Origin of the sequence: Halobaculum roseum, from assembly GCF_019880245.1 — an archaeon.
Classification (GTDB): domain Archaea; phylum Halobacteriota; class Halobacteria; order Halobacteriales; family Haloferacaceae; genus Halobaculum; species Halobaculum roseum.
In genome coordinates this window covers 2,129,221-2,140,534 of record NZ_CP082286.1, presented here as the reverse complement: position 1 = coordinate 2,140,534, position 11,314 = coordinate 2,129,221, and the positions used below count along the sequence as shown (strand labels likewise).

General features: G+C 69.3%; 11 protein-coding genes. 6 read left to right on the top strand and 5 right to left on the bottom strand.

All coding sequences use genetic code 11. The features are described from left to right. The first annotated feature begins 31 nt into the window (after positions 1–31). From K6T36_RS10835 to K6T36_RS10815, 5 genes are all read left to right on the top strand, one after another. Positions 32–265: a DUF433 domain-containing protein gene (locus K6T36_RS10835; protein ID WP_222921294.1), complete on the top strand. Its 234-nt coding sequence runs from the start codon at positions 32–34 to the stop codon at positions 263–265. Next, on the top strand, positions 262–588 hold the full coding sequence (locus K6T36_RS10830; RefSeq protein WP_222921293.1) for a DUF5615 family PIN-like protein: 327 nt from the start codon (positions 262–264) through the stop codon (positions 586–588). The genes K6T36_RS10835 and K6T36_RS10830 overlap by 4 nt, the downstream gene beginning before the upstream one ends. A 179-nt stretch (positions 589–767) precedes the next feature. After that, the gene (locus tag K6T36_RS10825; protein ID WP_222921292.1) at positions 768–1,370 is read left to right on the top strand and encodes a hypothetical protein; all 603 of its coding nucleotides are present in this window, start codon (positions 768–770) and stop codon (positions 1,368–1,370) included. Beyond that, a complete protein-coding gene (locus tag K6T36_RS10820; protein WP_222923485.1) occupies positions 1,348–1,584 on the top strand; it encodes a DUF8150 family protein in 237 nt (78 codons plus the stop codon). Before K6T36_RS10825 ends, K6T36_RS10820 begins: the two co-directional genes overlap by 23 nt. A 130-nt stretch (positions 1,585–1,714) precedes the next feature. Further along, positions 1,715–2,035 (top strand): HVO_A0114 family putative DNA-binding protein, encoded by a 321-nt coding sequence (locus K6T36_RS10815; RefSeq protein WP_222921291.1) that lies wholly within the window; start codon positions 1,715–1,717, stop codon positions 2,033–2,035. A gap of 489 nt (positions 2,036–2,524) precedes the next feature. Here K6T36_RS10815 and K6T36_RS10810 read toward each other — a convergent pair whose 3' ends face one another. From K6T36_RS10810 to K6T36_RS10795, 4 genes are all read right to left on the bottom strand, one after another. Further along, the gene (locus K6T36_RS10810) at positions 2,525–3,349 is read right to left on the bottom strand and encodes a DUF7847 domain-containing protein (protein ID WP_222921290.1); all 825 of its coding nucleotides are present in this window, start codon (positions 3,347–3,349) and stop codon (positions 2,525–2,527) included. A gap of 156 nt (positions 3,350–3,505) precedes the next feature. Then, positions 3,506–3,673, bottom strand: a complete 168-nt coding sequence (locus K6T36_RS10805; RefSeq protein WP_222921289.1) for a hypothetical protein — start codon at positions 3,671–3,673, stop codon at positions 3,506–3,508. Between the two features lie 38 nt (positions 3,674–3,711). Then, positions 3,712–6,252 carry a DNA topoisomerase I gene (locus K6T36_RS10800; RefSeq protein ID WP_222921288.1) on the bottom strand — a complete coding sequence of 847 codons (2,541 nt, stop codon included), beginning with the start codon at positions 6,250–6,252 and terminating at the stop codon, positions 3,712–3,714. A gap of 106 nt (positions 6,253–6,358) precedes the next feature. Beyond that, complete coding sequence (locus K6T36_RS10795) at positions 6,359–7,948, bottom strand: serine hydrolase domain-containing protein (RefSeq protein ID WP_222921287.1); 1,590 nt, start codon at positions 7,946–7,948, stop codon at positions 6,359–6,361. A 169-nt stretch (positions 7,949–8,117) separates the two neighbouring features. On the opposite strand from K6T36_RS10795, the gene K6T36_RS10790 reads away from it, so the two are divergent. Continuing rightward, the gene (locus K6T36_RS10790) at positions 8,118–8,867 is read left to right on the top strand and encodes a creatininase family protein (RefSeq protein WP_225935101.1); all 750 of its coding nucleotides are present in this window, start codon (positions 8,118–8,120) and stop codon (positions 8,865–8,867) included. 432 nt (positions 8,868–9,299) lie between these two features. On the opposite strand, the gene K6T36_RS10785 is transcribed toward K6T36_RS10790, so the two are convergent. Next, positions 9,300–11,243 carry an alpha/beta hydrolase family protein gene (locus tag K6T36_RS10785; protein ID WP_222921286.1) on the bottom strand — a complete coding sequence of 648 codons (1,944 nt, stop codon included), beginning with the start codon at positions 11,241–11,243 and terminating at the stop codon, positions 9,300–9,302. Positions 11,244–11,314 lie beyond the last annotated feature (71 nt).

The following is an 11,314-nucleotide window of genomic DNA, read 5'->3' as shown; positions in this document are numbered from 1 at the left end:
TTTATACCCCATACCGACGAACCACCGAGTGATGACCGAGATCGTCCGCGACGACGACCACAGCGCCGGCTCGCCGACCATCGAGGGAACCGGCATTCGCGTCGTCGACGTCGCGAGCGCCTACGAGCACAGCGGGTACGACCCCGACGAGATCACGCAGTTGTACCCGCCGCTGGACCTCGTTGACGTGCACACCGCGCTCGCGTACTACTACGAGCACATCGAGGAGCTTCGTCCCGCGACGGAGTCGTCGGCCTCCGCGTGAGCCCGGTGCTGTATCTCGACGAGAGTATCTGGGCTCCGGTGGCCGACGGACTCCGCCAGCGTGGTCGAACTGTCCACACCGCCCACGAGGAGGAGACTGCGGGCCACACGGACAGGGAGCAGCTCAGGTACGCTCGCGACCGAGACTGGACGCTCGTCACGTTCGACGACGACTTCCTCTCGTTGGTCGAGGGGGACGGCCTTCCGCACGAGGGGATCGTGTATATCGACCAGCGTGGGAAGCGCGTCGGTGACGTCGTCCGCGATCTCGACACTGCGCTGGAGTACCTCGACGACGAGTGGGAGGGCGTATACTACGCCTAAATCAACATGTGACCGTAGCCGTCGACGCTCGCGAACGCGGATCCACGGTTTGTGCAGCCCTTGAACAGCGAGCGAGGACACCCGAAGATGAACCCGGTAGGGCCGATCCGACCTCGGAGTCGTCTCGCCCGGGGTTCCAGGGGTGCACTTAATGTCCGGCCGGCGAGTAGAGCCGGGAAATGGCAGGCGTTTCGATCGAGGGCGACATACTCGTCGTAGAGCGCCCGCCGAACGAACTCGACGAGTTGGCGCTCGAGTTCTCGGCTGTCGCCGCACGGTGCGATGTCGATCATGCGTTCATCGCGGGCTACCTCGCCATTCTCACCGGTCGTGCGCGAGCGACTGACGACGTCGACGTCCTGATCGAGGAGCTGTCGGCTCCGGAGGTGGACGCTCTCGTCGACGAACTCGAGGAAGCCGGCTTCTGGGGGCCGGCGATGCCACTCGAAGAGATGTATGGCAACCTCTCGGCGGGGACGAATATCTGGGTCGCCCCAGAAGATCAAACTACCCCCCACCTGGAGGTGAAGTTCCCGACCGACGAGTTCGACCGCGCGTCGCTATCGAATTCCATCAGTGCTCGAGTCGGGGGGCGTGAACTGCCGATCGGACCGCTCGAGCTGCAGATCGCGTACAAGCTCTACTTGGCCGCCGAGAAGGACTTAGAGGACGCAGCTCACCTGTACTTGCTCTTCGAGGAAACACTTAGGATCGACCGGCTCGAAGAATGGGTCGGACGACTCGGAGTCGAGGACAGCTATGAGCGACTCAAATCGATCTGAGCGGCTTGCCGAGAAGCATGCACGGAATCAGCAAGCCCGTCTCGAGGGCATCAAGCGGTGGGTCGAGTACATCCGGACACATCCGCCCGAGGAATGGGGCCCCCAGCAGAACGCAGTCGTGAACGAGCAGCTCCGTAGTGCACGGGAGACCGGGCTGTCGGTCGAACACGAGAAGCGCGTTCGTGCGTTCGCAGAAGAGAACAGTCCCGAGTGAACACCCTCGGGAATACGGTTGTACCGTGGAAGACCCCACCGAGACGGGGTAATAACTTCGCCGACAACAATCGTTCTCGTGATGTGTACGTGACGCACAGATTTTTGACCGCTCACATCAAAACACGAGCATGGCCGTCGACACCCGCGAGAGCAAAGCCGAGTTCGCCCGACGGCTCGCGAGCGCCGGCTACGACGACTTCCTGATCCTCGACCGCGAGGCGGCGGCGACCGTCCTCACCGAGCGTCGCGAGGAACTGATCGACGCGATCCGGACCGAGACGCCCGAGTCGATCACGGCGCTCGCGGGCGCGGTCGACCGCGACGTTGCTGCGGTGCACCGCGATCTCGACGTGCTGTTCGAGTATGGTGTCGTCGAGTACGAGGAATCCGGCGGACGGAAGGCTCCGCGGCTGAAACACGAGCGGGTGTTCGTCGAGCCGGTCGCGTGAGCGGTATCGTGGAGGATCTGTCGCTGTCCGGGAGCGAACGGAGTGAGCGAGCGGCCCTTTTTTGATCCACATTTTTCGAGGAGTGGTCGCGCGAAGCGCGACCCGACGATGAAAAAGGTGGCGCGTGTTCGTCGAGCCCGTCGCCTGAATGGGCGAGTCGACGTTCGAGTACCGGCTCGGCCGGTACGCCGACCACGAGTACTTCCTGAGCGCCCGCGCCCGACCCGGGTTCGACGACCCGAGGAGTTCGCGGTCGTCGTCCACTACAACGATCCGACGACCGAGGAGGAAGTGCAGATCGCGCGGATCGACACCGCTCAGGGTACGTTCACATCGACCGGCTGTATCGGCGCGGACGACCCAAGGAGACGCTCGATCTCGACTTCTGGGACGCCGTGGAGTACGCCGAGGACTGATGGCGCACGTTCGCCGAGGGATACGAGCGTCGCAACGGCGACGGCCAAGTCAGTTCAGTAGGTTCGGCCGCGCCTACGCCGTCAGCTCCCGATAGTACGCAACCGACAGCGTCCCGAAGAAGCCGCCGAACAGCGTCCCGAGCACGACCGTCACCGCGGAGATCGCGACCGCCCCCAGCGACGGCATGGAGACGACGAACGGGTCGACTGGCGCGCCCGCGCCGAACTGCGGCGCCGCCAGCGCGGACCCGAGGCCGATGACCAGCCCGAACCCGCCAGCGAGCACGCCGACGAGGACGGAGTAGCCGAGCACGCTCACGACGTTGCGGCGGACGACGCCGGCGCTGTGTGTGATCGACTCGATCGCGTCGTAGCCGTCGATCACGATCGCCTGCCCGTAGAACTGGATCAGGAACGCGACGACGAGGTACGCGAGCATCACCGCGAGCACCACGACGGCGACGGCGGCCAACAGCGCGACGTTCACCCCACCGGGGTCGGGCGCGCCCGTGGGCAGCGAGCCGAGGAGACTCACCACGCCGACGATGCCGGCGACGAACGCGATCATCCCGAGCGCGACGTTCACCACCAGCAGGATCAGATACACCACGAACACGGAGACGAAGTGCTCCTTGCCGGCGGCGACGAACGTCGACAGCGACGTCCGCCCGTCGAGCGCCTCGTCGGCCATGCCGATGATCCCCGCCTGGAAGAACGGCACCGCGACGAGGTACAGCGCCGAGGCCGCGAGCGAGACGAGGCTCGCGATCAGCGGCGCGCTCGACTGCAGGAGCAACTGCGGTACCTGCACGAGAGTCAACGCGAGCACGGGAACGAACAGGACGGGATTGTCGACGAGCGTCGACGGCGTCCGCTGGAGGGCAGTCTGGAGGGCCACAGCTGAACACTCGTTCAGTTATAAATAAAGGTACTGACTGGTCGGGGTGACGCCAGGATGCGGGCGCGGGTGATCCCGTTGAGGCGAGGGGAGCGAAACGACCGACGACCAACCGACAGAAAACGGGCGCCTGCGGGGAGGTCGCGAGGGCACGGGCTACTCGTCTGCCAACGCGTCGTAGATCGCTCGGTTCCGCTCACGGTTCGTTCGAGCGACGTACCGAACGAGTTCCTCGCGGGCGTTCGCCGGAAGATCGTCGACGAACGTCGCGTCGTCGGGGTTGCGGTCAGTGTTCACCGCTCCGGCGTCGTCGCGGATCCGCATAGCGTCTTCGACGGGGGGCCGTGGAACGGATATCGAATTCAATCGGCTTTCGCCTGCCAGTCGCGCACGGTGTCCGGGCCGATCCCGTCGACCTGCTCGGCGAGCGCGTCCGGCTCCATCTCCTTGAGCGAGGACACGTCGTTCACGCCGGCGTCCTTCAGCTTCTCTGCGGTCTTCTCGCCGATCCCGTCGATCGTCTCCAGTTCCGAGCCCGCCTGCCGCGACTGGTACTCTCGGTAGTTGCAGATCGGGCAGCCCAGCTCCCAGGGCTCGTCGCCCGAGTGGACGACGAGGTGCGGGAGGTCGTGCTCCTCGCAGGTCTCGTCGGTCACCTCGATCTCCCCGCGGCGCGGCAGCGGCAGCGAGTAGTCGCAGTCGGGGTACCGGGTACAGCCGACCAGCCGCGAGCCCGAGCGAAGGCGCTTGATCGCGAGGTCGCCGCCGTGCTCCTCCCCGCAGTCGGGGCACTCGCCGATGACCTCGTCCTCCTCCTCGTCGGCCTCGTCGGCCTGACACTGCGGGCAGCCGTGGACGAACGTCTTGCGCCCGGCGAGCATCTTCACGTGGTTCAGCCCGTGGTCGTCGCACACCTCATCGAGGATGAGCGGCTTTCCCGTCGACGGCAGCGGCAGCGTGTACTCGCACTCGGGGTAGCCGTCGCAGCCGACGAAGTACGAGCCGGCGCGCGACTTGCGCACGAGCAGCGTGTCGCCGCACTCGGGACACGGCCCGAGCTGTTTGTCGGCCTTCAGCGACTTCTGGAGGTGGTCGCCGACCTCCTCGCGCGAGTCGACCAGCTCCTCGAACACCCGCGAGAGCATCTCCCGGGACTCGTCGGCGACCTCGTCGAACTCCTTCTCGCCCGAGGCGATGGCCTGCATGTCCGCCTCCAGTTGGGCGGTCATCTCGTCGCTCACGATCCGGTCGGCGAACTCCTCGCTGGCCTCGACGACCGCCTTCGCGAGCCCGGTCGGGCGCGGCGGGTCGCTCTCGATGTAGCCGCGGTCGTACAGCTTCTGGATCACGTCGTGGCGCGTCGCCTTCGTCCCGATCCCCATGTCCTCCATCGTCTCGATGAGCCGCGACTGGCCGTACCGCCGCGGCGGCTGGGTCTGCTTGGCCTCCAGCGCCGTCTCCACGATCCCCAGCGCCTCGCCCTCCGTCACGTCGGGGACGTAGCTCTCGTTGGTCGAGAAGTACGGGTACACCGCGTGGTACCCCTCCTCGGTGAGGCGCTTGCCGTTGGACTTGAGCCTGAGGAGGCCCTCGTCGATGCCCACGGCGTCGTCGCCCTCCTCGACCTCGGTGACGACGCGGAGGTGCTCCCACTCGGCGTCGGGGGCGCAGGTCGCGAGGAACCGGCGCACGACCAGCTCGTACACCTCCCACTCGTCGTCGGAGAGCTCCGAGGCCGCCGGCAGCTCGCCCGTCGGGTGGATCGGCGGGTGGTCGGTCGTCTCCTCGTCGCCCTCGGTCGGCTCGATGTCGTCCAACTCCAGCAGCGACTCGGCGTCGTCGCCGAACTCGCGGCCCATCGACAGCTCCTCCAGCAGCTCGCGCTCGTCGAGGTCCTCGGGGTAGACGGTGTTGTCCGTCCGCGGATAGGTGATGAACCCGGCCGTGTACAGGTCCTCGGCGATGCTCATCGCCCGCTGGGCGGAGTAGCCGATCGAGGAGGCCGCGCGGATGAACTGCGTCGTGTTGAACGGCGCGGGCGGCTCGTCGGTCCGCCGGCGGCGACGGACCGATGAGACGGTCGCCGCCTCGGCCTCGCGCAGTCGGCCGTACACCGCCTCGGCGGTCGCCTCGTCCCAGACGCGCTCGGCCTCGGTGCCGTCGTCGTCCTCGTAGAAGTACTGCGCGTCGAAGGCGTCCTTGTCGGGGTCCGATTCCGCGCCCTCGCGCTTCAGGAGGTCGGCGAACAGCTCCCAGTAGTCCTCGGGGTCGAACGCCTCGATCTCGCGCTCGCGGTCGACGATGAGCTTCAGCGTCGGTCCCTGCACCCGCCCGACGGAGATGAAGTCGTCGCCGAGTTGGCGGGCCGACAGCGAGAGGAACCGCGTCAGCGACGCCCCCCAGATCAGGTCGATGATCTGGCGCGCCTCCCCCGCGGCCGCGAGGTCGAAGTCGATCTCGTCGCGGTCCTCGAACGCACCGCGCACCTCGTTCTCCGTGATCGACGAGAAGCGCACGCGGTCGACGGGCACGTCCTCGTTCACCTCGCGGATCAGCTCGTAGGCCTCCTTGCCGATCAGCTCGCCCTCGCGGTCGTAGTCGGTCGCGATGACGACGCGGTCGGCGTCCCGCGAGAGCAGCCGCAGCGCGCGGACGATCCCCTCCTGGGTCGGGCGCTTTCGGACGGGCGCGTCGATGAGTTCGACCGGCTCCACGTCCCGCCAGTCGTCGTACTCCGGGGGGAAGTCCACCGCGACGACGTGGCCCGACAGCCCGATGCAGCGGGTGCCACCCCAGCGGTAGACGTTGACGCCGGCCCGCCGCTCCGTGTCGAAGTCCCCGTTCGAGAGGATCTCCGAGAGGCGCCGCGCGGCGTTGTCCTTCTCGGTGACGATCAGTTCCATCAGTTGCCGGAGAGTATGCCGAATCCCTTTGTAACCCTTTCGCGGGTGGCCGTCACACGGTCCGTCCCGGGTCGTCCGCCGCTCGCGCCGTGGGACGGAAACGCGGCTACAGCGACGCCTCGGGGTCGTCCGCGACCTTGTGGAGGTGCCAGCGGTCGTACAACAGGTCGATCCCCCGGTCGGCGCCCGGCGCTGCGTCGTCGCCGGTTCCGTCGCCGACGCGGAACTCCACGGGCACCCGCTCGCCCGCCTCGTTGGGCGTCGTGAACGCGTGCGGGTCGTCGCCGACGGCTTCGGTCAACGGCAGCGACTCGCCGCCGATCGGGCCGGCCAGTTCGAGCCGCAGGCCGCCGCCGTCGCGGGCGACGACCGCGCGCTTCACTCCCCGATAGGAGGCGTACTCGCCGGTCAACCGATCGAAGCGCCGGCGACGCTCGAAGAACGGGACCGCCTCGGCCGGTTCCTCCCCGAGCGCGCACGCGAACACGCCCTCCCCGAGTCTGACGAGGGGGTAGTCGGGCGCGGCGTTGGCGGCCACGGCGACGCCGATCCCCGCCTCGGGGCTGAAGCCGACGTACGCCGTCGAGACGGCGATGGACCCGGAGTGGCCGACGAGCTCCCGGCCGCACGCCTCGCGGGTCCGCCACCCGAAGCCGTACGGCCCGCCGGGCGTGTCGACGCGCCCCTCGGTGAGCGCCGCGACCGACTCGGGCGAGACGACCTCCCGGCCGTCGAGGCTCCCGTCGTTCAACAGCAGCCTGGCGTACCGCCCGAGCCCTTCGACCGAGGCGAACAGCCCGCCCGCCGGCCGCGATAGCTCCCGGACGGGAACCGACGCCGCCACGAGGTCGTCCCGACCCCCGGCGTCGCCCGCGGGCCCGCCGCGGGCGTGGGCGGCGGCGGGACCGGACCCGCGGTCCTCGCGCAGGTACATGGTGGCGTGATCGTCGTCCATCGCGAACGCCGTGTCGTCGAAGGTGGCGCGGTCGAGCCCCAGTGGGTCGAGGACGTGCTCGGCGACGTAGCGATCGTACGGGCGGCCGGTACACGCCTCGATCACGTCGCCCAGGAGGACGTACCCCTCGTTGCTGTAGGCGAACCGTTCGCCGGGGGCGCCGACGTGTTCGGTGCCCGCGGTCGTCGGGCCGCCGGCCGCGTCGACGCCGACTGAACCGCCGCCGACCGAACCCGCGCCGTCGGTGTCGTCGCCGCGGCTGTCGTCGCCGCGACCGTCGCCGCCGACGGCGCCCTCCACGTGCGCCCGGAAGTCGGCCTCCGTCGACAGCGGGAGGGTGTCGGTGTCGCGGCGGAGTCGCCGGCCGATGAGCGCCTCGCTCGTCGCCAGCGACGGGACCCCCGAGGCGTGCGACAGGAGGTGCCGCAGCCGGATCGGGTCGTCGGGGTCGTCCCCCAGGTCCACGTCGAGATGGTCCGAGACCGGGTCGTCGAAGTCGAGCATCCCCGCCTCGGCCAACTGCGCGATCGCCAGCGCCGTCACCGACTTGGTGACCGACCCGACGCCGTACAGCGTCTCCGGCGTCGCCGGGCGGTTCCCGGCCAGGTCGCGGGCGCCGAACCCCTCGGCGTAGCGGACGCCGTCGCGGTCGACGACGGCGACGCTGACGCCGGGGAGCCGGTCGCGGCGCATCGTCCGCCGGATCAGGTCGGCCGCCGCGGCGCGGTCCTCGTCGTTCATGGTCTCGGATCGGGGCGGCGCGACTTCAAGCCGCGTGGCCCGTCGGCTGTCGCCGAAGCCCTCGCGTGCCGTCACGGTCCTCGTGTGCCGACGGGGTCCGTGCGTGCCGACGCGGCCCTGGCGTGCCGCTTCCCGAAGGAGTATGCCCCGGGGCGACCGGCACGGAAGTATGCCCGAACCCGAGACCGAACACGATCTGGCGACGATGACCTGGGAGGACGCCGGCGACGCCTTCCTCGGCGCCGACGCGGTCGTCGTCCCCACCGGAAGCACCGAGCAGCACTCAGTTCACCTCCCTCTCTCCACCGACAGCCTCCGCGCCGGGTACCTCTCGGCGGAGCTCGTCGAGGCCGCGCCCGACCACGACCTCGACCTGCTTCGCGCGCCGACGCTCCCGTACGGGTACAGCGAACACCACATGCCGTTCCCGGGGACCGTGACGCTCTCGCAGGACACCTACAAGCAGGCGCTCATCGACATCGGCGCCTCCCTCGCGGAACACGGCGCCGAGCGCGTGCTCTTTCTCAACTGCCACGGCGGCAACAAGGAGGCGCTCGCGCTCGCCACCGACCGGCTGAACCGCGACCACGACATCGGCGCGCACTTCGTTCACTGGACGGACTTCGGGCGCGACGAGCTGGAGGACCACTTCGGCGAGGGGTGGGGCCACGCCGGCGACCACGAGACGAGCTTCGTGGAACTGGTGCGCGACGACCTCGTGAAGTCCGACCGGAAGGAACCACAGGAGGCCGACGACCTCCCGGAGACGCGCTCGTGGACGTACTTCTCGGACGTAACCGAGTTGGGCGGGCTCGGCGACCCGACGAACTCGGACCCGGAGTTCATGGAGCAGGTGGTGGCGAACACGACCGAGCGGATCCTGGAGGCGCTGAACGAGGACATCGAGAACGGGTGGTGAGCGTGCGGTGGTAGATACGTCGTCGCGGTGGCGTGCGGCGCTCGCGCCTCGTGCGCGAGCGAGGGCGCGCGAGGGGCGAGCGAGGCGAAGCCGAGCGAGTCGGTTGGGGAGGGGGAGGGGGAGGGGGAGGCCACTGTGCGGTGCTGTGGGTGGGACTGAAAGGGGCCGTCGCTGTCGAGCGGCGAGGCGAAGCAAGCACCGCAGGCAAGCGGAACGAAGTGGAGCGAGCCGAGGAGCACAGCGAGTCGCAGCCCTCGACAGCGACGGGGGCTTTCGAGGTCGGTCGAGAGTGATCCGAGCCGATCGATCGAGAAACCGCGACACTGTCAACCGAACCCGATTCACCGGATGACACACCGACTCCGGAGGTCTCATTCTCCGGCGACGTACCGAACGTGACCGACCCCGCGGCCGGCCGACCCCCGGAAACGCTCAGACGTGCTCGCCGAGGAAGTCCGCGATCGCCTCGAACTCCGCGATCAGGTTCTCCCGGCTCGTCGTGTGGTGGCCCTCGTCCTCGAAGATCAGCGTCTCGACGGGGACCCCCTGTTCGCGAACCGCGTCGGCGACCTGCTCGGCCTCGCCGACCGGTACCCGGGGGTCGTTCGCGCCGTGCTGGACGAACAGCGGACACCGGACCTCCTCGATGCTCGTCAGCGGCGAGATCGACTTCAGGAACTCGTAGTCGTCCTCCAGGCTGCCGTACTCGGCCTCGCGGTGGCCCCGGCGCCACTCGCCGGTGTTCTCGAGGAAGGTGGTGAAGTCGGCGATGCCGACGAAGTCGACGGCGGCGGCCCACAGGTCGGGGTACTCGGTGATGGCCGCGAGGACCATGAACCCGCCGTAGGAGCGGCCGTAGGCGACGATCCGGTCGTCGTCGACCGACGGCTGCTCGGCCAGCCACTCCACGCCCGCGGCGATGTCGGCAACCGAGTCCATGCGCTTCTCCACGTCGTCGAGGTGCGAGTACGCCTTCCCGTAGCCCGACGAGCCGCGGACGTTCGGCTCCAGCACCGCGTACCCCCTGTTCAGGAAGTACTGCTTCGTCGGGGAGAACCACGGCCGGCGCTGGTGCTCGGGCCCGCCGTGGATGTCGACGATCGCGGGCACCCGCTCGTCGGGGTCGTCGGCGTCGACGCCCGGCGGAAGCGTCCAGTACGCCGGGATCGCCCGTCCGTCGAACGTCTCGTAGCGGACCGTCTCCGGGGCGTGGAACGCCGAGTCGGGGAGGCCGTTGCGGCCGACTGGCGTCCAGTCGGTCGGGGCGCCCCCCTCAGCGCGCTCGACGGCGTCGCCGTCGCCGGCGACGGTCCCGCCGCCGTCAACGAACTCGATCGTCCGGACGCCGTACGGCGTCGTCGGCGACGTGTGGGTGTACGCGAGGCGCTCGGCGTCCGGACCGAAGACGAGATCGGCGGCGATCCCGTCCACATCCGGCGTCGGGGTCGGATCGAAGCGCGGGTCCTCGGGGTCGCCGGCGAGCGTCCCCGCGCGCAGCGACGAGTAGCCGCCCTCGTTGACGGTGTACGCGATCCGGCCGGTGTCGCGGTCGAACGCGAGGCCGTCCACGTCCCACTCGTCGGTTCCGGGCTCGCCGGTCGCGTCGGCCGTCACGTCGTGGCCCGCGACCGGCGTTACCGACCCGTCGGACAGCGAGAGCCGACCCACGTAGGCCGTGTCGCTGTCGCGGTTCGTCACGCAGAGCAACCCGCCGTCGCCGTCGAAGTGAACGTGCGAGTAGGTCGCCTCGGAGTCGTCGGAGAGGTTGGTCGTCTCCCCCGACTCCAGATCGAGCAGCGTGAGGTCCTCGTCGTAGCTGGAGTGCGCCTTCGTGAGCACGAGCCGACGGCCCTCGGGACCGAACGCGGCGACGTTCAGCCAGCCGCCAGGCCCCTCGTACACGCGCTCGGGGTCGCCGGCGGGGGTGACCGTGCCGTCGCCGTCGACGCCGCCCACCGCCTGCACGTACACGTCGAATCGGCCGTCGGCCTCGCGGTTGGCCGTGTAGGCGACCCGGTCGCCGTCGGGGCCCCACGCGCCCCACGCGTGCTTCGAGTCGGGGTCGTCCGTGAGCGGACGCTCGACGCCCGTCGCGAGGTCGTAGTGCAGGAGCTGATCGCGCTCGTCGCTCCCGCGGTCCATCGCGTACACGAACGACTCGTCGGCGGGCGAGGCCGAAAGCGCAGAGACGCGCTCCTCGTAGGGGGTGAGCCGCGTCGGCCACGCGCCCGGCTCGTCGACGGTCCACACCTGCGGCGTGCCGGAGGTGTCCGCGAGGAACAGGAGGCGGCCCGCCGGCGTGAACGCCGGGGAGTCGACGTGTTCGACGGCGAGGAATCGGGCGACGCCGTAGTCGGCGCCGGCTGTGTCGGGCATACGCTCACGGCGTGCGCCCCGCGGCTAAAGCGTTCGGCAGGCGGCGAGGGAGACGGCCCGACGGCAGGAGA

Excerpts from the sequence above, each read along its gene's own strand:
- K6T36_RS10835 (WP_222921294.1), top strand. The coding sequence starts at position 32 with ATGACCGAGATCGTCCGCGACGACGACCACAGCGCCGGCTCGCCGACC.
- K6T36_RS10825 (WP_222921292.1), top strand. The coding sequence starts at position 768 with ATGGCAGGCGTTTCGATCGAGGGCGACATACTCGTCGTAGAGCGCCCG.
- K6T36_RS10820 (WP_222923485.1), top strand. The coding sequence starts at position 1,348 with ATGAGCGACTCAAATCGATCTGAGCGGCTTGCCGAGAAGCATGCACGG.
- K6T36_RS10815 (WP_222921291.1), top strand. The coding sequence starts at position 1,715 with ATGGCCGTCGACACCCGCGAGAGCAAAGCCGAGTTCGCCCGACGGCTC.
- K6T36_RS10805 (WP_222921289.1), bottom strand. The coding sequence starts at position 3,673 with ATGCGGATCCGCGACGACGCCGGAGCGGTGAACACTGACCGCAACCCC.
- K6T36_RS10800 (WP_222921288.1), bottom strand. The coding sequence starts at position 6,252 with ATGGAACTGATCGTCACCGAGAAGGACAACGCCGCGCGGCGCCTCTCG.
- K6T36_RS10795 (WP_222921287.1), bottom strand. The coding sequence starts at position 7,948 with ATGAACGACGAGGACCGCGCCGCGGCGGCCGACCTGATCCGGCGGACG.
- K6T36_RS10790 (WP_225935101.1), top strand. The coding sequence starts at position 8,118 with ATGCCCGAACCCGAGACCGAACACGATCTGGCGACGATGACCTGGGAG.
- K6T36_RS10785 (WP_222921286.1), bottom strand. The coding sequence starts at position 11,243 with ATGCCCGACACAGCCGGCGCCGACTACGGCGTCGCCCGATTCCTCGCC.